Origin of the sequence: Bradyrhizobium sp. SRL28 (genome assembly GCF_018596315.1) — a bacterium.
In the GTDB taxonomy this organism is placed as follows: Bacteria; Pseudomonadota; Alphaproteobacteria; order Rhizobiales; family Xanthobacteraceae; genus Bradyrhizobium.
This window is the reverse complement of sequence record NZ_JAHEAG010000028.1, coordinates 32,757-53,881: the sequence shown is the minus strand read 5'-3', so window position 1 is coordinate 53,881 and position 21,125 is coordinate 32,757. Positions and strand designations below refer to the sequence as shown.

The window sequence follows — 21,125 nt, the reverse complement described above, 5'->3', positions numbered from 1 at the left end:
GCGGTGTTTTATGGCAAAGGGGCACGGCTTTTGCGTCACGTGAAGGAGATCGAAGATGCGCAATGCAATGTTAGCGATATTGGCACTGTCGGCGGCGACAGTCGGCACGGTGGCGGGCAGTTCGCCGGCGGCGGCGTACGATTATCCCTATTGCCTTCAGGGCCGGGGCATCGGCATCCCCGGTGACTGCTCGTACACCAGCTATGGCCAGTGCATGGCGTCGGCGTCCGGACGGGCGCTTTACTGCAATGTCAATCCGCGCGTTGCCTTCGGACAGCAGCAGCGGATGCGGGTGTATCGGGATTATTGATCGGGGCTCGCGAGCTCTTCTCGGGATGGCCGGACTGACGCGCGAAAGCTATTTGCGCCGAATGACCCGGCCATCCGAACTCCCGTTGTCACAACTCTCAAAGACGTGAGGCAGGCGCAGGCTTGACTTCTTTTGGCTTGCGCATATACTAAACCATATGGTTAAGTATCAAGAGGAAGTTCTGGACCGTACCTTTGCCGCGCTTGCCGATCCGACCCGGCGCGCGCTGCTGGCGCGGCTCGGCGATCGCGAAAGCCTTTCGGTCAGCGAGCTGGCGCAGCCGTTCTCGATGTCGCTGCCCGCGATCATGAAGCATCTCGATGTGCTGTCGGACGCCGGCCTGATCGCGCGCGAAAAGACCGGCCGCACGGTCGCGTGCCGGTTGACCGCCCAGCCGATGGAGCAGGCGATGGACTGGCTCAATCGCTACCAGCGCTTCTGGTCCGACGCTCTCGACCGCCTTGCCGCTTTTGTGGAGGAAGATCCATGGCCACCCAGTCAAGCCCTATCAGGTCAAGCGCCCGCGATGCCGAGCCCGTCGAGCGCCCCAGCCTCACGCTCAAGCGCCGGTTCAACGCGGCGCCCGAAAAAGTCTACGCCGCGTGGGCCGACCCGCAAAAGCTAGTGCAATGGTTCGGGCCCGGATCGGTCGAGGAAGGCTCGGTCAAAGCCGATATCGATCTGCGCGTCGGCGGCCGCTATCGCATCAGCTTCAACGCCAAGGGTGAATACAACGAGGTCGGCGGCGTCTATCGCGAGGTCGTTCCGAACCAGCGGCTGGTTTTCAGCTGGGCGTGGCATTCGACGCCGGAGCGGGAATCGCTGGTGACGATTTCGATGAAACCGGAAGGCAGCGGTACGCTGCTCACTTTCCTCCACGAACAGTTCGCCGATGCGACAGCGCGCGACAATCACGAGCGCGGATGGACGGAGCTCTTCGCCAAACTCGAAAGCTACCTGGCCTGAACACAGGAGCCTCCCATGCAGCCGCACACCATCGTCTCCCGCGAGGAATGGATCGCCGCCCGCAAGGCGCACCTTGCGCATGAGAAGGAATACACCAAAGCGCGCGAGCATTTGGCCGAAGAGCGCCGCGCGCTGCCATGGGTCAGGGTCGACAAGGATTATCTGTTCGACGGGCCCGATGGAAAAGCCTCGCTGGCCGACCTGTTCAAGGGGCGCAGCCAGCTCTTGGTGCAGCACCTGATGTTCGCGCCCGACTGGAACGAGGCCTGCAAGAGCTGCTCGTTCTGGGCCGATGGCTTCGAGCGCATGATCCCGCATCTTGCCGCGCGCGACACCACGATGGTCGCGATCTCGCGCGCGCCGCTGCCAAAGCTCGCCGCGTTCAAGCGGCGGATGGGCTGGACGTTTGATTGGCTGTCGTCAGGCGGAAACGCGTTCAATTACGACTACGGCGTTTCGTTCACGCCGGAGCAAATCGAGAGGGGCGGCAACTACAATTTCGGAACTACTCCCTTCGGAAGCGAGGAAGCACCGGGAATCAGCGTGTTCTATCGCGATGAGGCCGGGGGCATCTTCCACACCTATTCCTGCTTCGCGCGCGGCCTCGACATGATGAACGCCGCCTATCATTACCTCGACCTGACTCCGCTCGGGCGTCATGAGGAAGGCCTGCCATATCCGATGGACTGGGTGCGGCTACGTGACCAGTACCAGCCGGCGCCAATTCAGGCATCCTGTTGTCATAGCTGATCGCTCACCGTCATTGCGAGCGCAGCGAAGCAATCCATAGGGTCGCAAGAAAGGTGGATTGCTTCGCTGCGCTCGCAATGACGCCGGATAATAAGAGGAAAATTTCCCATGCCCTACGTTGATGGCTTCATCGTCGCCGTCCCGAAGAAAAACCTCGCGGCCTACGCCGCCCTGTCGAAGAAGTGCGGCAAGATCTGGCGCGAATACGGCGCGCTGGATTATCGCGAATGGGTCGCCGAGGACGTCAAGGTCGGCAAGCTCACGTCCTTCCCGCGCAGCGTCAAGCTCAAGCCGGGCGAGACCGTCGTGTTTGCCTGGATCACCTACAAGTCGCGCGCCCAGCGCGACAAGATCAACGCCAAGGTGATGGCGGACCCGAGGCTCGGCGAGATGATGGATCCGAAATCGAAGCCGCCGTTCGACGGCAAGCGGATGATCTTTGGCGGGTTCGAAAGCCTGGTGAAAGTGTAGCTCGTAAGGGCATCCCCCGTCAGCTGTATGCCGCGCGGTGGAATTGCTGGTCGCGTCTCGCAGTCTCGTACCGGCCAGGACGAGATACGCATGCATCAAGCCTGCGGATAACTGGCCGCGGACAGTGGACGTCTGCCCCCACAACGAAATATGCCTGATTCACCGACTGCCAGAACAACAAGAAACGTGTGGCGGTCCGAGGCGCAGGGTGTGAGTATTCAGGTTGCTATTCTAAAAGTTTTGGCCAGTCACGACAGCGGCAGGGCGACAACAGCTTCACTCAAGAGAGACATTGCCATTCTCGCCACCAGCGGCCCCGAGTGGAGCGCCCGGATGAGGCGTCTTGCCGGACGGGTTCGATCCATCGATATTCTCGCCAGCGGCCATGTGCTTTGCGATCGCGATGGCTGGCAAATCACCGCCGAGGGACGGGATTTCCTGCGTGCGCTCGAGGCGGTGACGCAGGACAACCGGCCGTTCGAGGTCGAACGGCCAGCATTGGCTGACAGCGAAGGCGACGAGCGTCCGCGTGCGGCGCTGATCGTCGTCGGTCACCGGTTCAGGAACCGCCAGCGCGCTGCTCCGGCGTCTGCGGAGCGCCTGCGTTCTCGCGCGAAGCCCGACGCCGCGGGTTGACACCACCTGCGCGTCAGCGAGACAGTGCGCGCATGCGCATCACGCTGATCCACGCCCTGAAACATTCGATTGTGCCGATCGAGGCCTCCTTTGCCAGGCTTTGGCCGGATGCCCGCCTGATGAACCTGCTCGACGACAGCCTGTCGGCCGATCTGGCGCGCGACGGCGGGCTCACCGACGCCATGACCGAGCGTTTCCTCAAGTTGGGGCGCTACGCGGCCGGCACCGGATCGGACGCGATCCTGTTCACCTGCTCCGCCTTCGGCCCCTGCATCGAAGCGGTCGCACGCGCGCATGCCCCGATGCCGGTGCTCAAGCCCAATGAGGCGATGATCGAGCAGGCCGCCGCGCGCGGCCGCAAGATCGGCCTGCTGTCGACGTTTCCGCCGACGCTGGCCTCGATGCCGCCGGAGTTTCCGTCGTCGATCGAGCTGGTGCCGAAACTGGTGGAAGGCGCGATGGCCGCGCTCGATCGCGGGGACCGCGTGACCCATGATCGCCTTGTGGTGGAGGCGTCAAGCAGCCTGGGGGACTGCGACCTGATCGCGCTGGCGCAATACAGCATGGCGCCTGCGGCAGAACGGGTCGCCGAGGTAACCGGGCGGCCAGTGCTGACGACGCCCGACAGCGCGGTACTGAAATTGAAGGGAATGCTGACCGCCAGCCGTACCTAGGTTCCGAGACGTTGAGGGGAGCGCGATGACAGTGCGGCTCAGTCGACGCGATACGTTGTTGCGAACGGCAGCCGTTGCGGCGGCAGGCCTGATCCCCGGCGCGGCCATTCCCGGCCTTGCAGCTCCGCTGCGCACGCCGTCCCGTAGCGGGGAAATCGACGCCATTCTGCAGGCTCGGGTCGACGCGGCAGACGTGCCAGGCGTTGTCGCCATGGCCGCAACCGAGCATTCGGTGATCTATCAGGGCGCATTCGGCGCGAAAAGCATGGGCGCGGCTGCCAGGATGTCGGCCGATACAATCTTCAGTATCGCGTCAATGACCAAATTGCTGACATCCGTCGCAGCGCTGCAGCTCGTCGAGCGGGACAAACTCAAACTGGACGAACCGGCGGCAAGAATTGATCCGACGCTCGGGTCGCCTCAAGTTCTCGATGGTTTCGATGCCCAAGGGGCCCCGCAACTGCGCGCCGCGCGAAAGCCTGTCACGCTACGCAATCTGCTGACGCACACATCCGGGCTTAGCTATCAGCTTTGGGACACGAATGTCGTTCGCTACGGCAAGGCTTCTCGCAACGATCCAGCGCTGCCGCGTACGCCGCTGATATCAGATCCGGGTACCAGGTGGGCCTATGGCGCCAGTCTCGACCGGGTCGGCCGGCTCGTTGAAATCGTCAGTGGACAAAGTCTGGATCGCTATTTCCGCGATCACATCCTCCGTCCACTCGGGATGAACGACACCGCTTTCTCGCTTAACGAGAAGCAGCGCGCGCGCCAGGCAAGTCTGCATTTGCGCAAGGCGGATGGGACGCTTGTGCCGCAGCCTTTGGTGAGACGAACCGAGCTGAAAGTGATTTCTGGTGGCGGCGGCATCTATTCCACAGCGCCGGATTATCTGACTTTGCTCCAGGCGCTGTTGAATGGCGGAGCACTTGCCGGGAAGGGCATCCTGCGGCCGCAGACGGTTGCGCTGATGTCTACCAATCAAATCGGCAACCTTGACGCGGGAATTCTCAAGACAACAAATCCGGCATTGTCTGAGAACGTCGATTTCTTCCCGGGAGTCCGGCTGCGGTGGGGGCTCGGCGATATGATCAACATCGATCCTGTGCCTGATGGCCGCAGGGCAGGCAGCCTGACATGGGCCGGGCTTTACAATACCTACTATTGGATCGACCCGGCGTCGCGTATCGCGGGGGTGATCATGATGCAGATATTGCCGTTCGCCGACCAGCGCGCGCTTAACGTCTATCGTCTGTTCGAGCGCGGTATTTACCGCGCCCACAGGGCAGCCTGAGCTCAGGTGCCGCTTCAATCGTCTTTCTTCTTGGCGGGCTTTTTCGCCGCCTTCGCAGCCGCCGCTTCCTCGGCCGCGTTCCGGATCGCCCGTGCGTAGCTATCAGCGGTGTTTTCCGCCGAATTTTGCAGCCGCTTGGCTGCGGCGGTGCCGAGCAGCATCGTGCTCTTGGCGATCAGCCGGAACTGGTCCCGGGTCTCCTTGTCCTTGGCCTTGGCCGCGCGGGCCATGATCTGGTCGCGCCGTTTCTTGACGGCGGCCATCAGACTCTTGTTCTGCGCTTTTGCGATTTGCCGGATGAAAATGTCGAGGTCGGCTTCAGCCATTATGGGTCACTCTTAGCGCACCGTGCGATTCCGCAGGGTGCGGGGTCATTGGCGCGTCACGTTTGAAGGATGTGCGCCATTGTGTCGCCGCGGCGCGGTCATTTCAAGCGCCGATTCTCGCGATCGGACGCTGCGGACCATCCGCGCAACCCGATAACAATCGATTAACGTTGTATTGGTACGAATCTTCAACCAACAGGAAGGCCAGCGGCATGCGCAATCTTACCGTCTATCAGCGTTTTGCGATGATCATTGCGGCGCTCACGATGGTGCTGTTTGCCGTCTCCGCCCTGCAGATCCTGGTGTTGCGCGATGCGGTGCTGGACGAGCGGCGCACCACGGTCCGCGATCTCGTCGAGGCCGCGACAAAGGTTCTCGCCCACTATGAGGGCGAGGCCAAGGCCGGCAGGATCGAGCCGGACAAGGCGCGCCAGATGGCCTTCGCCGCGATCAGTTCCATGCGCTGGGGCGAATACTCCGACTATATCGGCGTCTACGGCACCGGAAGCGCCGATGCCGGCGTCACCTATGTGCATGCCAATCCCAAATACATCAACGTCAACCGCTGGGACTTCAAGGACAAGAGCGGCAAGCTGCTGATCCAGGACATTGTGCGGACCGCGCGCGCCGGCGGCGGCTTTGTCGAATATCTGTCACCCCGGTCGGCGGGTGGCGCCGAACTTCGCAAGGTCTCCTATGTCGGGGCCTTTGGCGCAGGCGACAAGCTTCTGGCGCTTCAGGCGGGCGCCTATGTCGACGATATCGACGCCGTGGTCTTTCGGCGGATGATCTGGGCCGGGATCGCGGGGCTCGCCGGGCTGGCCATCGCGGCATTCGCGGCGTTCTGGCTTGGCCGCAGCCTGGTCGGCCCCCTCAACCGAACCTGCTCGGCGATGGACGAACTGGCCAAGGGCAATCTTGCGGTCGACATTCCGTTCGTCGGCCAGACCAACGAGGTCGGCCGGATTGCGCGAAGCCTGCAGGTCTTCAAGGATCATCTGGTCGAAACGACGCGGCTCCGCACCGAGCAGGAAGAGATGAAGGTCCGTTCCGCCGGGGAGCGGCGGACGGATCTCGCCCGTATCGCCGACGAATTCGAGCGCAGCATCGGCGGGGTGATCAGGGGCACCGCCACCGCCGCCGACGAGCTGCAGGATTCGGCTTCGTCGATGTCCACGATCGCGGTGGGGACGACGGATCAGAGCGCCAAGGTCGCGGCTGCCGCCGAGCAGACCGCATCGAACGTTCAGACCGTTGCGGCTTCGGCGGAGGAGTTGTCGTCCTCGATCCAGGAGATCTCGCGGCAGGTCACCCAGTCTTCGTCAATTGCCCAGAACGCGGTCGGGCAGGCAAACCGAACCGAGGCCATGGTCGGACGCCTGGTCGAGGCCTCCCAAAAGATCGGCGAGGTCATGGCGCTGATCCAGACCATCGCGGGTCAGACCAACCTTTTGGCCCTGAACGCGACCATCGAGGCCGCCCGGGCCGGCGAAGCCGGCCGGGGGTTTGCCGTCGTCGCCAACGAGGTCAAGGCGCTGTCGTCGCAAACCGCCAAGGCTACCGACGAAATCACCAGCCAGATCCAAGAAATTCGTGATGCGACCGGCTCGACGGTCAACGCCATCCGCGAAATCGGCACCACCATCGGGCAGATGAATGAAATCACCGGCTCCATTGCCGCGGCGGTCGAGGAGCAGGGCGCTGCGACCAACGAGATTGCCCGCAGCGTGCAGCAGGCGGCGCAGGGCGCCCAGGAGGTGATGCAAAACATCACGGGCGTTCGCGAAGCGTCGAGCAAGGTCAACGCTGCCGCGACCCTCGTCTTGAACGCAGCAGCCCAGCTTACCTCGCAATCCGAGCAGCTCGAGACCGAAACCGGAAAATTCCTCGGCAACATCCGCGCCGCTTAACGGGCAGCTCAAGTTTCCTCGTCATGCCCGGGGACATCTGCGCGAAGACGCGCTTCGCGCTTTTGCCCGGCCATGACGAACAAACAGTGGTGGCCGACTTCAGCGTTTAGTTCAGCCGCGCGCCGATTCCGGTAAGCACGCGAAAATCCGGCTTGGACTGAACGCCGTTGTGCTGGTTGATGACCGGCACGCCGACGGAGACGAAGCCCGAGAAGCGATCGAAGCCCACGCGCACGCCGGGTGAGAGATAGACCGTGGTGCCGCCCGAATTGGGATCCGGAATGCCGGCGATCCGCTGCTTGTCGTGCCACTCGCCATTGAGTTCGAGAACGAGGTCGAGCGTGTAGGGCGTCTTCTTCATGTCGCTGTGGTCGTGATTGGCGTGATAGAGGCAATGCTCCTGCAGCTGGTTGCGGGGCTGCATGCAGTATTCGTGCAACTCCACCTCTTTCGACGAGCCGGTGGCGCCGACCAGGCGATAGGACACGGCGGTGCCGAACAGGAAGCGGTCGCCGAGATTGGTGTTCTGCGTACCCGTGGTGATCAGATAATAGAGGCCGCTCACGTCGAACGACCAGCGGCCTGTGCGCTTGGTGAAGGCGGCGCCGAACAAGCCGTCCAACGAGCCCGAGCCCGGCTGAAATTCAGCCTGAAAGAGCTGGCCGGCGGCGTCGCGTTGGTTGGTGCTACCGGTCGGCGCCTTGAAGCCGAACAGCACGGCGGCCGACGTGCCGGTCTGCGCGTTGTTGTGGAAGCGGTATTGCCCGAGCATGGTCACGTCGCCGAAGCCGGCCGAGTTGCCGCGCCGGTTGATGCCGTCGGGGCTCATCAGGCTGCTCATGTCGCTCGTGTTCATCATGCCCATATGGCCGCCGCTCAGCATGTCCTCCGCGGGTTCGCTGATACCCGTGCGGCGGATGCCGGCGGCGCGAACGCCAACGGTGAAGTCATTGGTGACGCCGTAGGCGACCGAAAGCGAGACGCTGTCGATCGATCGGAGCGAATGCGCGTGCGTGCCCTTGGCTGCGGCGGCGAGCAGATCAGCGTCGCTGAGCTGGCCCAGCCGGATGAATTCGTAGCGGACGGACGCGGCGATCAATCCTTCGGAAAGCGTGTCGGCCGAGATGGTGTTGATGGGGCCGCCGCTACCGGTATTGCCGCCGCCGCCGGGATGATGCGCTTCTGCAGGTAGCGCGAGAAAAAGCAACATGGATGAAAAGACGCCGGCCACCGGCCTTACTAGATACGCACACACATACGCCCCCTTTACTGATGTCCGACGATTAGCCATCGCAATCGGGCGCGAGATTGACTGGATCGTGCGAGAAGCGCGGCCTGCTCGCGACGGAAGGGAAGCGGAAAAGCGAAGGCGTCATCGCGAGCGCGGCATCGGTGTGGCTGTCGCGTGTTGAGCGAATGGCGAAAGGGACGCAGCGCAGTTGTTGGTTGTGCTTCAGATTTTTTCGCGGCCTGCGTAGCGGTAGCCGTAATCACGTCCGGCAGTAGCCGCAATCACGGCGAGCACCGGCCGTAATCGCGTCTGATTGTTTCTCTACACGCCTTAACGGTCCAGCGCGCGTATCGGAGTAGGACAGTGATGACAACCATCGTCAGAGATCTCTTTGTGTTTGTCACCGCGGCCATTTTTGTCGCAGCCGCTGTGCTCATTACGACCGGGGCCGGCGCGCACGAGTTCAAGGTCGGAGCCATCGACATCGGTCATCCCTGGTCGCGCCCGACCCCGAAGGACGCCAACATTGCGGGCGGCTATCTCACCATCACCAACAAGGGAAAGACCGTGGATCGCCTGATCGGAGGCGCCTCGCCCGCGGCAAGCCAGATCGAGGTGCACGAGGTAGTCGATGTCGACGGCATGGCGAAGACGCGTCCGCTCGCGAACGGCATCGAGATCAAGCCCGGCAAGACCGTAGAGCTCAAGCCTGGCGCGCTTCGTATCGTGCTGCTCGGCCTCAAGGAGCCATTACAGCTCGGCCAGAAGATCAAGGGCACGCTGGTGTTCGAAAAGGCCGGGCCTATCGAGATCGTCTACAACGTCGAGGAAAATCCCGGAGCTGCGGTCAGCGGAGTGGCGCAGCAGCACAAGCATCATTAGGACACGGCTTCGCATCTCGATCGGGTGAGTCGTTAGGACTTCACGTCCCGTCCTTCACTCCCGAACAAGTGCGCAAGGGGCGCGCGATATCCGAAAAGCTGCGGCTTCGTCGCGCGCCCAGCGTCCTTCGCCGGACCGGCAACAAGACTGACTGAAGTGTCATCGCCATCAGCGATGGCGCAGTCCGAACCCATCATTTTCAGGTCGAGCGAATGTCAGTCATCACTGCCAGCACACCGCAACCATCGCCGCGAGGGCGGACGACGTTGCTGTCGGCTGGCACAATCTTGTCCGCCTCGCTTCTCGGCCTTGGGCTGGCTTACTGTGCCTGCACCATGCTGATCCCGGCAGTAGGACGTGAGGGGAGCAGTGCGTCCCTTCTTTCGGCTGACGATCGTTCACAGGGTGTCATCTGTTCGAACGATAATTCTTCGACCTCGCCGCAGACAGCCCGCGCGGATGAGTGAAGCGGCCGAGCTTGGCCAACTTGCCGGCGATCGAAGTTGAGCGCCCGCCGTCAACCGTTCGGAAACCACACGAATTCTCTTCCCGTCCCGCTAACGAATCGAAAATCGTTGTGCCGCAAATTCGTGCCCGGGAAAAGGAATGGGGAGATCCGAACATGAACAGCCTGGCCATCATGGAAAACGTTCGCCGATACCGCACCATCGCGTCGTTGTACCGCCAAACCGCGGCCTTCCGGCCGCTTCATAGCGGCTCCCTCCTGGCGCAAGCCAGGGAATGGGAACATCGCGCTGTCTCCGAACTGGAAGCCTACTATGAGGCTTTCTGCTCCGCGGCCTCCGGCAATGCGCCGACCTATTCGGCAAGCTGCGCCGCGTGAACCGATAACGTCGCGTCCGGTGAGGGGCGCGTGCGAGTTCGTTAAGAATATCAGCCGCGTGGAGAGTGGTTAACCAACCATTCGCGAGCCTTGCAGCCAGCGCGACTGATTAGAGCCGGACGCGATTGGGTTGGGCCGCGACAACGGACCATCGCGTGCCCCGGGCACAAGCGGCGCGAGTACTGCGAGCCGGGGCCCATTCTACTTTGCATGGGGTTGTTTTCGTAATTTTGTGCCCGGCCCCTGCGCTGTACCGTTTCGGACCACATGATACTCTCTCGATCCAATCCTTTCGGGAGATCGTTATGAGCATTGAAGTCGAATGGGCACGCATGACCGCTCCGGATCTGCGCGAGATAGCCGCACGCAAAGGGGCTCTGGCGATCCTGCCCGCTGGCTCGCTGGAACAGCATGGCCCGCATCTGCCGGTCATCACCGATACCGCCAGCGCCAGTGCTGCGTCGATTGCGGCCGCGCGGTTGGTGGTCCAGGGTCCAGATCCGGTGCCGGTCGCTGTGCTGCCCGGCCTATGGTTGGGTTTGAGCGAGCATCATTTGCCTTTTGGCGGCACGATCAGCGTTGACTATGCCGCTTATCGCGCGATCCTTGAAAGTATCGTGCGATCGCTTCGCGCGTTGGGCTTTGCCCGCTTGCTGATCGTAAACGGCCACGGCGGCAATATCGATCCTCTTGCCGTGGCATCGCGCGAACTGTCGGTGGCATATGATTTTCCGATCGTAGCCACGACACCGTGGTTCCTGGCGCCTGCAAAGATCGCGGCAATCTTCGAGTCCGACACCGCGCCGAAACATGCTTGCGAGGGTGAAACCTCGGTCATGATGGCGATAGCGAAAGATATTGTGAAGGCGCATAAGTTGGACGAGGCGATGCAGCAGGCTCCCGCCCCGGTCCATGCGCCGCCGGGCTTCTCCCGGTTCTACTCATTCTCCGAACGCGCGCCGATCACGGGCACTTGGGGAGACCCGCGGACCGCCACGGCCGAAAAGGGCGCGCGTTTCCTTGCAGTGCAGGCGGAAGCATTGGCAGAAGCGATCCGCGACACGGTGCTATGGTCTCGCCCAGATCCGGTCTGGCGGTCGGGCCGTGGGCAGGAGACCACGGCCGGCAAGGCAGAGTGACAACACTGCTCACTCGCTCGCCCAACGGGCCGAAGTCGATCAGAAAGAACTACGCATCGCGGGGTCGAAAAGCGCACTCCTGCGTACGCTCGTCGCGGCTTCAAGCACAAAAATGACGGGGGTTGGCGCGCCGAGTTCTGTACCGAAGTGGCGCACCCGACACGATTCGAACGTGTGACCTTTGCCTTCGGAGGGCAACGCTCTATCCAGCTGAGCTACGGGTGCTTCGTGGGTTCATTTAGCCGATTGGCCGGGCAGGGGCAACGGCTCTTCTCGGGGGTGGGGAGACGAAGGTGGCACGACGCGAACCGCGTTCCTCATGCAAAATTCCGATCCGTTCCCGCCAATTGGTGCTAGTCTTGCCGCACTGATCTTCTCGCCATGGATGGGGACGTCCTATGTATAAGAAGGTTCTTCTCGCCTATGACGGTTCGGTCGAGGGGCGGCGCGCGTTGCGGGAGGGCGCAAAGCTCGCACAACTCTGCCGTTCCGAGGTCTTTTTGCTCGCCGTCGTCGAGGTTTCCTCGATCATGACGCCCGAGGCTGGGCTCACAATCCCGATCGAACTGCAGACCGAGGATTACAAGGCCATCCTGAACGAAGGCACCGAGCGGCTGAAGGCGTTGGGATTTAACCCGACCGCGCGGCTCGAGGTCGGCGATGCCGGCCAGAAAATCGCCGAGGTCGCCGAAGAAATCGGTGCGCATCTCGTCGTCGTCGGCCATCGCCCGCAGGGGGCGCTGGCGCGCTGGTTCGGCTCGATCGGCAGCTATCTGGTCAAGCGCCTGCGCTGCAGCGTGCTGGTGGCCCAGACCGAGATCAGCGACGCCGAGTTCGAGCGGCTGAAACCGGCGGAAACGGTGGCCTCGGGATAGGTCGAGGCCGATCCGAACTTAAGTCGTGGGAACGATGACCTTGCCGATCGGCCACAGCGCGATTCCGGCAAGCTTCAGATGCGCCCAGGCAAAAGGAATGCCGATGATGGTCACGGCCAGCAGCACGGCCGTGACGAGATGCCCGAGCGCCAGCCACCATCCCGCCAGCACCAGCCAGATGATGTTGCCGATCACCCCGAGCGGCCCGGTGCCGATATCTTCCTGCCCGGTATAGGCGTCGCGGGAGATCGCCGTGAAGCCGAACGGGAACAGGGTGTAGGCGGCGATATTGAATGCGGCCCGCGCCCAGGGGATCCCGATGATCGTGATCGCCATGACGATGGCGGCAACCAGCCAGCCGAACGCCATCCATGCGCCGCCGAGAACGATCCAGATGATATTGAGAAGCAGCGAGACTGGTGACATGGCCAAGACTCTATCTTGGCGTGGGCGCGATTGAAATCGAAAACCGCCCTGCAATCGGAACCCGATTGCCCCGGCCTTCGCAACCGTTAAACTCATCTGCCTAACGACCGAGCAACAAGTGTCGACAGGGAGAAACGTTCATGCGTCCGCTCGAATTCGGCTGGTATCTGCCCACGCATGGCGACACCACGGCCTACGGCCTGATGGATGCACAGATTCCGGGCTCGCCCGAACTGTGCGACCGCGTGGTGCAGGCGGCGGAAGCGGCCGGCTTCGAATATCTCCTGATTCCGGTCGGCTCGGTGTGCTGGGAAGCATGGATCACCGGTGCGTTCATGGCAGCGCGTTCGTCGTCCATCAAGCCGCTGATTGCAGCAAGGCCGGGCTACATCAATCCGGTGCTGCTGGCGAAGATGATCTCGACCTTCGACCAGATGTCGGGCGGGCGCATCTGTATCAATCTGATTGCCGGGCAGAACGAGAGAGAGGTCGAAGGCGAGGGCGTGCGCTACCCCAAGGAACAGCGTTACGAACTGATGGAGGAGGAAGTCTCGATCCTGAAAGCGCTGTGGACGACGCGCGGACCGGTAAGCTTCGAAGGAAAATTTCATAAACTTTCGGGCGCGCACATCCGCCCCCGTCCGCACCAGCAGCCGTTTCCAAAATTCTATCTCGGCGGCGGCTCGCGCCAGGCTTGGGAATTATCGGCCAAACATTCCGACGTGCATCTGTTCTGGGGCGACCTGCCGGAAAAGGTCGCCGCGAACATTGCCGAGATCAGGGAGATGGCGCGCGCACATGGCCGCGAAAGCGACATCGGCTTCGGCATGCGGCTGCAGGTGATCTGCCGCGAGAACGAGGCGGACGCCTGGGAGGCCGCCGATCAACTGGTGCGGCACGCCACCGAGCGGCAGAAGCAGGAAATCAAGACGCTCTACAACAAGTCGGAGGCGAACCTGCGGGTGCAGCAGCTTGCCCGCGAGCATGGCGATCTGTTGCTGCCGCATCTGTGGACCGGCATCACCAAGGTCCGTCCCGGCGCCGGCATTGCCGTCGTCGGCAATCCCGTCCAGTGCGCCGACACGCTGCAGCAATTCATCGATGCCGGCTGCCATTCCTTTTGCCTGTCCGGCTATCTGCACGACGAGGAGGCCGAGCGTTTTGGTCGCCTGATCCGGCCCATTCTCGCCGAGAATAATCGCGGCCGGTGGGCGGCGTAAGGCAGAGGCGCGGCGGTCATGCTGCAGTGCATTCGTAAGGCCGCCTGACACGGGACTGCTGCTGCGGTGCGCTAACTTGCAAGCCTTTATATCACTCGCGGTGATTTGTGCCCGGCGCTAAAGTTGGGCCGTTCAACTGGGTACCGCCAAATGAGTGGATCGAGCTCGGTACTTGCGTGGAGCTCCGCCCTGGAGGAGTTCGCGCTGTTTCGAACGCTCAGTTCCGAGCAGCGGCTGAAGACGCTCAATGCCATGGTCCGTCAGGATCTGGTGCGCGGGCAGATGCTGGTAGCGCAAGGTGGGCCCTCGGATTCGCTTTTTCTGGTGCTGCATGGCGCGCTCGCGGTGCGCAAGACCGGCTATAGCGAGCCGATCGCCGAGCTTCGGGCCGGCGAGCTGGTGGGCGAGATCGGCTTTTTCGCCGATGTCCCGCGCACGGCCGATGTGATCGCCATCCGCGACACCAGCGTGCTGGCGTTGACGCGCCCGGCCTATCAGAAGCTCGTCGACGAAGCCCCCGCCATCGTCGAGGCGCTGCTGGCGGCGCTGGCGCGGCGGTTCGCCAAGGAGACGGCGCGCATTGCGCCGTTCCCCACCTCGCCGAAGGCGCGAACGGTGGCGCTGATCGACGGCGGATTGGAGCCGCTGCCGGCCGCTTTCGATCGCCGGATGCGCGAGGGGCTCGCCGCGATCCATGCCGAGATTATCGACGCGGATCGCTTGCAAGCGATGTTTCCCGGGCGCGCGCTCGATGCGCATGAAGTCACCGAATGGCTCAACAGGCTCGAACACACCGCACCGCTGGTGGTTTATCTCGGCGGCCGCGACGCCTCGCCATGGGCGCGCAAGGCCATCCGTCAGGCCGACATGGTCGTGTTCGCGTGCCGCGGGGATGCGGCTGCCGCAGCATTGACTGATATCGAGGCCTTCGCCTGCGAGGTTCATGCTGTCTCGGCCCGGCGCCTCGTCCGCGTTCATGACCGGCGAAGCGGCGAGGTCTCTGGCACCGCGGCCTGGCTGGCCCGGCTGCCGGCCTTCATGCATCACCATGTCGCCCTCGAAGACCAGATCGATATCGACAGCCTGATCCGTTTCCTGTGCGGCCGGGCGGTAGGCTTCGTGGCCGCCGGCGGCGGCAGTTTTGGAACCGCGCATGTCGGAATCTACAAGGCGTTTCGCGAACGCGGCGTGATGTTCGATATCTTTGTCGGCACCAGCGTCGGCTCCGCCATGGTGGCCGGCTTTGCCAAAAATCTCGAAGCCGAGCATCTCGAGCGCGGCACGCACGAGATCTTCGTCAGGAGCAGGAGCTTTCGGCGACCGACCTGGCCGCGCTATGCGCTGCTGGATCACAAGGCGTTCGATCGCGCGCTTGCCCATCAGTACGGCCCCGACTGCCGGATCGAGGATTGCTGGCGGCCTTTTGCCGCTGTCGCGACCAATCTTTCGACCCACAATCTCGAACTGATCCGGACGGGGCGGCTCTGGCAGGCGGTGCGCGCGTCGAGCGCGATCCCCGGGCTGCTGCCGCCGTTCTACACGCCGGAGGGAGCGATGCTGGTCGATGGATGTCTCATCGACAACGTGCCGCTGGCGTCGATGCACCAGCTCAAGAGCGGTCCCAACCTGGTCGTGCATTTCGGCGAGCCGGCGGCGGAGATGTTCGACGTCGACTATGCGTCGCTGCCGGGACGGTTCGAGCTGATCGCCGCCATGCTGACGCCGTTCCGCAAGAAGCTGCTGCCCGCCGCACCCAGCGCGGTGAACGTGCTGTGGCGAAGCCTCGTCGCGCATCAGCGCTACGATACGTTACCGGTCGGGCCGTTCGACACGGTGATGCGGCCGCCGTTTCCGGTCGGGATCGATGTTACGGATTTCGATCGCCACACGGAGATCTTTGAAGCTTCCTACCTGTGGGCCAAGGAGGCCATCGCGGCGCTGGAGGCAGGAGACAGTTTGGCCATCGCCGCCATGCTCGACGCCGGCGCGCTGGAACGGCGTCAGGCGACGGCGGTCACAGCTTCCAATCGCGCGCCCAGCAATCGCCTCGCCTCGGCCGCCGGCTTCGGCGCGCTGAACAGATAGCCCTGCATCTGGGTGCAGCCGAGCTGGCGCAGCATCTCGCGCTGCTGCTCGGTCTCGACGCCTTCGGCGGTCGTGGTCATGTTGCGGGCGGCGGCGATGTTCACCACCGCCTGCACGATCGCGGCCGAGCCGTCGACCTCGATGTCGCTGACGAAGCAGCGGTCGATCTTGATCTTGTCGAACGGGAATCGCTTCAGGTAGCTCAGCGAGGAGAAGCCGGTGCCGAAATCGTCGAGCGCGATGCGTACGCCGATGGCGCGGAGCTGATGCAGGATCGCCAGCGCGGTTTCGTCGTCATGGATCAGCACCGCCTCGGTGATTTCGATCTCGAGCCGGTCGGGCGGCAGGCCGGAGGAGGCGAGCGCGCCGGTGATCCGCAGCGCCAGCGTCGGCGACTTCAACTGGATCGGAGAAACGTTGACGGCGAGCCTGACCCGCGACGGCCAGCCGGCCGCCTCGGTGCAGGCGGTCTGCATGACCCAGTCGCCGAGTTCGTTGATCAGGCCGGTGTCCTCGGCGACCGGAATGAATTCCGCCGGCGAGACCATGCCGCGTTCGGGATGACGCCAGCGCAGCAGCGCCTCGCAGCCCGTCACCTCGTTGCTCGCGAGATCGAGCAACGGCTGATAGTGGATTTCGAAGGCGCCGTCGGCCAGCGCCTGCCGCAGATCCTGCTCCATGGTGAGCCGCGCCTTGGCGCGGGCATCCATGGCAGGCTCGAAGAAGCGATGGATGCGGCGTCCCTCGGCCTTGGCGGCGTACATCGCGAGGTCGGCGTGCTTGATCAACTGGTCGAGTTCGGTGCCGTCTTCCGGCGCGAGCGCGATGCCGATGCTGGCGTCGGTCGAAAGGTGATGGCCGAGGCACTGATAAGGCTGGCGTATCGCCTCGTAAATGCGGGTCACGAATTCCTCGACGTCGGCGCGGCCGCTGACCGAGGTCTGAATCACCGCAAATTCGTCGCCGCCGAGACGGGCGATGAGATCGCCCGGCTTGGTGCAATCCTTGAGGCTGGTCGCGACCGCCTTCAAAAGCTCATCGCCGACATGGTGCCCAAGCGAGTCGTTGATGCCCTTGAATTCATCGATGTCGATATAGAGCAGCGCGAATTGCCGGCCGCGAACGGCCTTGCGAAGCTCGCGCTCGATCTGGTCGCGGAACAGCACGCGGTTCGGAAGGTCGGTCAGCGCGTCGTAATGCGCCAGATGCGCGATCTTCTCGTTGGCAAGCCGGCGCTCGGTAACGTCGTCGACGACGTTGATGATGTAGCGCGCCTGACCCGCCGGATTGCGGATTCCTAGTCGCTTGGAGGTGATGTAGCGCGGGCCCATCCCCTGGGTTTCCCAGACGTGCTCGTCCTTGAACAGGCCGTCGGGAGATTGCAGCGTTTTCTCTTCGTCGGCCGCGATGAGCTCGGCGGCGGCCTTTGGAAAAAGGTCAAAGGCCGTCTTGCCGACGATCAGGTCGCGCGAAATGCCGAACTGGGCTTCCGCCACGCGGTTGACCAGCAAATAGCGCCGGTCGTGCACGTCCTTCACGGTGATCTGCGAGGGGATGTGATCGATGATCTGGCTCAGGAAGGCGTAGTTGCGGTCGCGCTCCTGCTCGAGATTGAGCCGCTCGGTGATGTCTTCCATGGTGGCGACCCAGCCGCCGTCCGCGAGCGGCCTGCTGACGGCCAGGAAGGCGCGTCCGTCCTGGCACTGCATGACGCTGTGGGTGACCTGACCGCGCGCGACGTTTCGCATGACAAGGGAGCAGAACGCATCGACGTCGCCGTCGAACGATCCGTTGTCCTTGCGATGCTGCATCAGGTCGCGGAAGCGGCAGCCTGGCTTCACGATGTCGGTCGACAGGTCGTGCATTTCGATATAGCGCCGGTTGAAGGTGACGAGGCGCGCCGAGGCGTCGAACGTCACCAGTCCCTGGATCATGTTGTTCAGCGCGGTGTCGAGTCGGCTGCGTTCCGCTTCCAGCCGTTGCTGCGCTTCACGGCTTTGCCGGGTCATCTGCCTGATGATCAGGAGCAGAATCAGCGCGATTACTGCCGCAGCCAGTGTTGCCGCGATGACCAGGAACCGGGTTTGTTCGCGCCAGTCGGCGAGCGCGGCTGTAACCGTGTTGGTCGCGACCACCACGCCCGAGTAATGCCCGAGCGGGGCTGCAGATCCCAGCCTGTCCGTCTGGTCGATCGGGCTTTGTACGCGCAGCGTCTGCTGGGTTCCCCGCTCCCGGACCCGCTGCAGCAGCGGCGCCTTCGCGAAATTCTGGCCGATCAGTTCGTCGACCCGCGGATAGCGCGCCAGCAGGGTGCCGTCGGCATGAAACATCGAGATGGCGGCGCCGGTTCCGAGGGCTACGGAAGCGAAGAATTTTTCGTAGTTGACGGGGTTGATGCGCCGCGTCATCACGCCGAGGAAGACGCCGTCTTCGCCTCGCAATCGATGGGCGATAACGGAATTCAGATTGCCGGTGAGATAGCTGCGAACCGACTCGGTCAGAATGGATGGCGATCGCGAATCGAATTTGAAGCTCTTGAAGTAGGCCCGCTCGGAAATGTTGAGCCCCGGCGTCGGCAGCGGCCGCGACCAGTTGACCATGTCGCCATTGGCGTCGAAGATGGAGATGTCGCCGAGATAGGACAGGACGCCCGCCTTGGATCTCAGGATCTCGTGCGCTTCGGAGCTTCCGACATGTGTCCGGAATTCCTTCTCCGAGGCGATGCCGGAAATTTGCAGCCGGGAGATCACGTCGTCGGCGAGCGTATCGGAGTCTTCGAACTGCTGGTCGAAGTGACGGGCAAGCAGGAGTACGGTGTTCTCCAGTTCGCGTTCGCTGTTGAGAAGCGCGCGTTCGCGGAACTCACCGGTCATCATGATGGTGCCGACGAAAATCGCCGCGACCAGCAAACCGCCGCAAAGGGTCAGCCACAACACCGGGCCCCGGATGGTCGCGGCAAGGTGCCGCCCCGTGGCTGCGGTTAGGGCCTTCATGCCGTGCAGGTGGTGAAACAGGCCGCGCATTCTCCCTTCTCCCCGGGAACATGCATACGATGGGCGGATGACATAAGCCGTTAGGAAATCCGGTTACCTAAGGCTTAATCGCGTGTCCTTCGGCGCGATCGCGCGCCGAAGCGGTATTCTGCTGCTTCTGCTGTTCTGTCGGCGAGACGAGGCGCCCGTCCGCGGCAAGCGGCCCACCCCTCAGCGGCGATAACCGCCGGCGCGCGAATAGGTGGGACGGTTTTCCTGTGCCGGCCGGCTAGCCAGGCTGGCGCGCGCCTCGCTGGCGCGCGGCGTTACCAGCTTGAGGTCTTCCAGGAAAGTCGGCCTCGAGAAGTAAAAGCCCTGGGCGTAGCGGATCTTGGTTGCGGCCTGCAGATAGGCCAGTTCCTCGAAGCTTTCGAGCCCTTCGGCGATCACGGTCATGCCGAGTGCTTCGCTCAGGGACTCGATCGCCCGCAAGATGCCCTGGCTGCGGGGACGCTTATGGATGTCGGTGATGAAGGAGCGGTCGATCTTGATTTCGTCGGCGGTAATGTCGGCCAACGCCGACAGCGACGAATAGCCGATGCCGAAATCGTCGATCGAGATCTTGACGCCGAGCTTGCGGAAGATCGGCAGGATCTCGTCCTGAAAATGCGTCTTGGTGACGAAGGCGTCCTCGGTCACCTCGATCATGAAGCGCGCTGGAAATCCGGTGGCCTCGATCGCCTCGGCGAACGGCCGCATGAATTCGGGATTGCCGGCCTGCTTGGCCGCTACGTTCATGCTGATCGTGGTGTCGGGGCCGAAGGTCTCGTTGATCAGGTCGATCGACTTGACGATCTCCGCCAGCACCAGATGGGTCAGTTCGTCGATCAGGCCCAGTTCGGTGGCAAGGTTGATGAAGGTGCTGGGGGCCTGAATCACCCCCTCGTCGTCGCGCAGGCGCACCAGCGCCTCGACGCCGATGATCTCCTGGGTCCGGATATCGACCTTTGGCTGGAAGGCGCAGCAAAAGCGCTTTTCCAGGATAGCCAGCCGCAGCGATTGCTCGATCTTCATCCGCGCCAGCGCCTCGCGCTCCATGCTGGCATCGAAGAACGCCGCGGCGCCTTTGCTGCCGTTCTTGACGCGGTACATCGCGATGTCGGCGTTCTGGCGCAGCACCTCGTAGCTGCGCCCGTGTTCGGGATAGAGGCTGACGCCGATCGAGGTCGAGGCGAATATCTCGGACTGGTCGATGAAGAACGGCGCCTTCAGCCGCTGCAGGATGAAGTCGATGTACTCTTCGACCTCGGCGTCGTTCTGGATCGGGTTGAGCAGCAGCACGAACTCGTCGCCGCTGATCCGCGACAGGATGTCGGAGTCGCGCAGGTCCAGCCCCAGCCGCTTGGCCATCTCCACCAGCAGTTTGTCGCCGACCGGATGTCCGTAGTAGTCGTTGATGTGCTTGAAATTGTCGATGTCGAGAAACGCCAGCGCGAAACGGCCCTGTCCGTTGTCGTACTTCAGCAGACTGTTGACGCGATGCTCGATCACGCGCCGCGTCGGCAGGCCGGTCAGCTCGTCGTAATAGGCGGAGCGGAACAGGTGATCCTCGAACGCCTTCTGTTCGCTGATGTCGGTCGAGCTCGAGATCAACAAATTGCGCCCGGCGACCTGGATGGGCCGATGCGAGGTGAGAAACACCTTTTTGGCCGGACCGCCGGCAATGGCTTCTTCCAGCACGGCGGGGCGGCCGGTGCGCAGCAATTCGAGGCAGGTGTCGCGGCGGTCGCTCAGGTGCGAGGCCGACGGCGCCGCGGCGCCCGCCTCCAGCAGGGCGGTCGCGGCATCGTTCATCAGCACGAACTCGCCGTGCTCATCCTGAACCGTCACACCGGCCGGAAGCAACCTGACGACATCCCGCAGGAAGTTCAGTTCGGATTCAAATATGCTTTCATCACTGGCTTGCGTCGCCGCCGTCTGAAAGTCGTGCTTGTTGGGACTATGCATGCCAAGGAGCTTGGCAAAGTCCCTTGTAGCATTGGTTAAGCGGAACTGCGAAAAACCGTAACAACCGTAGAAGTCAGCGATTTCCAACGGCGTTGGACTCGATCGTC

20 protein-coding genes and 1 tRNA gene are annotated in these 21,125 nt (G+C 63.0%); 15 read left to right on the top strand and 6 right to left on the bottom strand.

Features of this window, described 5'->3' with window-relative positions; translation table 11 throughout:
• Window positions 1–55 precede the first annotated feature (55 nt).
• The 8 genes from KIP88_RS34030 to KIP88_RS33995 all read left to right on the top strand — a co-directional run bounded on the left by KIP88_RS34030 (window position 56) and on the right by KIP88_RS33995 (window position 5,101).
• Window positions 56–310 (top strand): DUF3551 domain-containing protein, encoded by a 255-nt coding sequence (locus KIP88_RS34030; RefSeq protein ID WP_214492512.1) that lies wholly within the window; start codon window positions 56–58, stop codon window positions 308–310.
• 157 nt (window positions 311–467) lie between these two features.
• Window positions 468–935: a helix-turn-helix transcriptional regulator gene (locus KIP88_RS34025; protein WP_214492511.1), complete on the top strand. Its 468-nt coding sequence runs from the start codon at window positions 468–470 to the stop codon at window positions 933–935.
• Window positions 935–1,276 carry an SRPBCC domain-containing protein gene (locus KIP88_RS34020; RefSeq protein ID WP_308163697.1) on the top strand — a complete coding sequence of 114 codons (342 nt, stop codon included), beginning with the start codon at window positions 935–937 and terminating at the stop codon, window positions 1,274–1,276. Before KIP88_RS34025 ends, KIP88_RS34020 begins: the two co-directional genes overlap by 1 nt.
• A gap of 15 nt (window positions 1,277–1,291) precedes the next feature.
• Window positions 1,292–2,026 (top strand): thioredoxin family protein, encoded by a 735-nt coding sequence (locus tag KIP88_RS34015; RefSeq protein ID WP_214492510.1) that lies wholly within the window; start codon window positions 1,292–1,294, stop codon window positions 2,024–2,026.
• Between the two features lie 108 nt (window positions 2,027–2,134).
• The gene (locus tag KIP88_RS34010) at window positions 2,135–2,497 is read left to right on the top strand and encodes a DUF1428 domain-containing protein (RefSeq protein ID WP_214492509.1); all 363 of its coding nucleotides are present in this window, start codon (window positions 2,135–2,137) and stop codon (window positions 2,495–2,497) included.
• A 333-nt stretch (window positions 2,498–2,830) separates the two neighbouring features.
• A complete protein-coding gene (locus tag KIP88_RS34005) occupies window positions 2,831–3,133 on the top strand; it encodes an aminoacyl-tRNA deacylase (protein ID WP_214492508.1) in 303 nt (100 codons plus the stop codon).
• A 32-nt stretch (window positions 3,134–3,165) separates the two neighbouring features.
• A complete protein-coding gene (locus tag KIP88_RS34000; RefSeq protein WP_214492507.1) occupies window positions 3,166–3,807 on the top strand; it encodes an arylsulfatase in 642 nt (213 codons plus the stop codon).
• Between the two features lie 88 nt (window positions 3,808–3,895).
• On the top strand, window positions 3,896–5,101 hold the full coding sequence (locus KIP88_RS33995; RefSeq protein WP_308163699.1) for a serine hydrolase domain-containing protein: 1,206 nt from the start codon (window positions 3,896–3,898) through the stop codon (window positions 5,099–5,101).
• 14 nt (window positions 5,102–5,115) lie between these two features.
• Here KIP88_RS33995 and KIP88_RS33990 read toward each other — a convergent pair whose 3' ends face one another.
• On the bottom strand, window positions 5,116–5,427 hold the full coding sequence (locus KIP88_RS33990) for a hypothetical protein (protein WP_214492505.1): 312 nt from the start codon (window positions 5,425–5,427) through the stop codon (window positions 5,116–5,118).
• A gap of 212 nt (window positions 5,428–5,639) precedes the next feature.
• On the opposite strand from KIP88_RS33990, the gene KIP88_RS33985 reads away from it, so the two are divergent.
• A complete protein-coding gene (locus KIP88_RS33985) occupies window positions 5,640–7,337 on the top strand; it encodes a methyl-accepting chemotaxis protein (RefSeq protein ID WP_214492504.1) in 1,698 nt (565 codons plus the stop codon).
• Between the two features lie 106 nt (window positions 7,338–7,443).
• Here KIP88_RS33985 and KIP88_RS33980 read toward each other — a convergent pair whose 3' ends face one another.
• Window positions 7,444–8,547 carry a transporter gene (locus KIP88_RS33980; protein WP_214492503.1) on the bottom strand — a complete coding sequence of 368 codons (1,104 nt, stop codon included), beginning with the start codon at window positions 8,545–8,547 and terminating at the stop codon, window positions 7,444–7,446.
• 387 nt (window positions 8,548–8,934) lie between these two features.
• On the opposite strand from KIP88_RS33980, the gene KIP88_RS33975 reads away from it, so the two are divergent.
• The 3 genes from KIP88_RS33975 to KIP88_RS33965 all read left to right on the top strand — a co-directional run bounded on the left by KIP88_RS33975 (window position 8,935) and on the right by KIP88_RS33965 (window position 11,433).
• Window positions 8,935–9,450: a copper chaperone PCu(A)C gene (locus KIP88_RS33975; protein WP_214492502.1), complete on the top strand. Its 516-nt coding sequence runs from the start codon at window positions 8,935–8,937 to the stop codon at window positions 9,448–9,450.
• 622 nt (window positions 9,451–10,072) lie between these two features.
• A complete protein-coding gene (locus KIP88_RS33970; protein ID WP_214492501.1) occupies window positions 10,073–10,294 on the top strand; it encodes a hypothetical protein in 222 nt (73 codons plus the stop codon).
• A gap of 206 nt (window positions 10,295–10,500) precedes the next feature.
• Window positions 10,501–11,433 (top strand): creatininase family protein, encoded by a 933-nt coding sequence (locus KIP88_RS33965; protein ID WP_308163696.1) that lies wholly within the window; start codon window positions 10,501–10,503, stop codon window positions 11,431–11,433.
• Between the two features lie 148 nt (window positions 11,434–11,581).
• Here the strand turns inward: KIP88_RS33965 and KIP88_RS33960 are convergent.
• A tRNA-Arg gene (locus KIP88_RS33960) sits at window positions 11,582–11,658 on the bottom strand.
• 173 nt (window positions 11,659–11,831) lie between these two features.
• On the opposite strand from KIP88_RS33960, the gene KIP88_RS33955 reads away from it, so the two are divergent.
• Window positions 11,832–12,308, top strand: coding sequence for a universal stress protein (locus KIP88_RS33955; protein ID WP_214492500.1), 477 nt, complete (start codon window positions 11,832–11,834; stop codon window positions 12,306–12,308).
• 18 nt (window positions 12,309–12,326) lie between these two features.
• On the opposite strand, the gene KIP88_RS33950 is transcribed toward KIP88_RS33955, so the two are convergent.
• Window positions 12,327–12,734: a YccF domain-containing protein gene (locus KIP88_RS33950; RefSeq protein ID WP_214492548.1), complete on the bottom strand. Its 408-nt coding sequence runs from the start codon at window positions 12,732–12,734 to the stop codon at window positions 12,327–12,329.
• Between the two features lie 140 nt (window positions 12,735–12,874).
• Here KIP88_RS33950 and KIP88_RS33945 point away from each other — a divergent pair, with 140 nt between their 5' ends.
• Together KIP88_RS33945 and KIP88_RS33940 are read left to right on the top strand one after the other, a co-directional pair.
• Window positions 12,875–13,954, top strand: a complete 1,080-nt coding sequence (locus tag KIP88_RS33945) for an LLM class flavin-dependent oxidoreductase (RefSeq protein ID WP_214492499.1) — start codon at window positions 12,875–12,877, stop codon at window positions 13,952–13,954.
• Window positions 13,955–14,104: 150 nt separating this feature from the next.
• Window positions 14,105–16,039, top strand: a complete 1,935-nt coding sequence (locus tag KIP88_RS33940) for a cyclic nucleotide-binding and patatin-like phospholipase domain-containing protein (RefSeq protein ID WP_214492498.1) — start codon at window positions 14,105–14,107, stop codon at window positions 16,037–16,039.
• On the opposite strand, the gene KIP88_RS33935 is transcribed toward KIP88_RS33940, so the two are convergent.
• A complete protein-coding gene (locus KIP88_RS33935) occupies window positions 15,955–19,062 on the bottom strand; it encodes an EAL domain-containing protein (RefSeq protein WP_374226543.1) in 3,108 nt (1,035 codons plus the stop codon). The two genes, KIP88_RS33940 and KIP88_RS33935, sit on opposite strands and share 85 nt — an antisense overlap.
• A gap of 180 nt (window positions 19,063–19,242) precedes the next feature.
• Window positions 19,243–21,018, bottom strand: coding sequence for a bifunctional diguanylate cyclase/phosphodiesterase (locus tag KIP88_RS33930; RefSeq protein WP_214492497.1), 1,776 nt, complete (start codon window positions 21,016–21,018; stop codon window positions 19,243–19,245).
• Window positions 21,019–21,125 lie beyond the last annotated feature (107 nt).

Excerpts from the sequence above, each read along its gene's own strand:
- KIP88_RS34030 (WP_214492512.1), top strand. The coding sequence starts at position 56 with ATGCGCAATGCAATGTTAGCGATATTGGCACTGTCGGCGGCGACAGTC.
- KIP88_RS34025 (WP_214492511.1), top strand. The coding sequence starts at position 468 with ATGGTTAAGTATCAAGAGGAAGTTCTGGACCGTACCTTTGCCGCGCTT.
- KIP88_RS34015 (WP_214492510.1), top strand. The coding sequence starts at position 1,292 with ATGCAGCCGCACACCATCGTCTCCCGCGAGGAATGGATCGCCGCCCGC.
- KIP88_RS34010 (WP_214492509.1), top strand. The coding sequence starts at position 2,135 with ATGCCCTACGTTGATGGCTTCATCGTCGCCGTCCCGAAGAAAAACCTC.
- KIP88_RS34005 (WP_214492508.1), top strand. The coding sequence starts at position 2,831 with ATGAGGCGTCTTGCCGGACGGGTTCGATCCATCGATATTCTCGCCAGC.
- KIP88_RS34000 (WP_214492507.1), top strand. The coding sequence starts at position 3,166 with ATGCGCATCACGCTGATCCACGCCCTGAAACATTCGATTGTGCCGATC.
- KIP88_RS33990 (WP_214492505.1), bottom strand. The coding sequence starts at position 5,427 with ATGGCTGAAGCCGACCTCGACATTTTCATCCGGCAAATCGCAAAAGCG.
- KIP88_RS33985 (WP_214492504.1), top strand. The coding sequence starts at position 5,640 with ATGCGCAATCTTACCGTCTATCAGCGTTTTGCGATGATCATTGCGGCG.
- KIP88_RS33980 (WP_214492503.1), bottom strand. The coding sequence starts at position 8,547 with ATGTTGCTTTTTCTCGCGCTACCTGCAGAAGCGCATCATCCCGGCGGC.
- KIP88_RS33975 (WP_214492502.1), top strand. The coding sequence starts at position 8,935 with ATGACAACCATCGTCAGAGATCTCTTTGTGTTTGTCACCGCGGCCATT.
- KIP88_RS33970 (WP_214492501.1), top strand. The coding sequence starts at position 10,073 with ATGAACAGCCTGGCCATCATGGAAAACGTTCGCCGATACCGCACCATC.
- KIP88_RS33955 (WP_214492500.1), top strand. The coding sequence starts at position 11,832 with ATGTATAAGAAGGTTCTTCTCGCCTATGACGGTTCGGTCGAGGGGCGG.
- KIP88_RS33950 (WP_214492548.1), bottom strand. The coding sequence starts at position 12,734 with ATGTCACCAGTCTCGCTGCTTCTCAATATCATCTGGATCGTTCTCGGC.
- KIP88_RS33945 (WP_214492499.1), top strand. The coding sequence starts at position 12,875 with ATGCGTCCGCTCGAATTCGGCTGGTATCTGCCCACGCATGGCGACACC.
- KIP88_RS33940 (WP_214492498.1), top strand. The coding sequence starts at position 14,105 with ATGAGTGGATCGAGCTCGGTACTTGCGTGGAGCTCCGCCCTGGAGGAG.
- KIP88_RS33935 (WP_374226543.1), bottom strand. The coding sequence starts at position 19,062 with ATGCGCGGCCTGTTTCACCACCTGCACGGCATGAAGGCCCTAACCGCA.
- KIP88_RS33930 (WP_214492497.1), bottom strand. The coding sequence starts at position 21,018 with ATGCATAGTCCCAACAAGCACGACTTTCAGACGGCGGCGACGCAAGCC.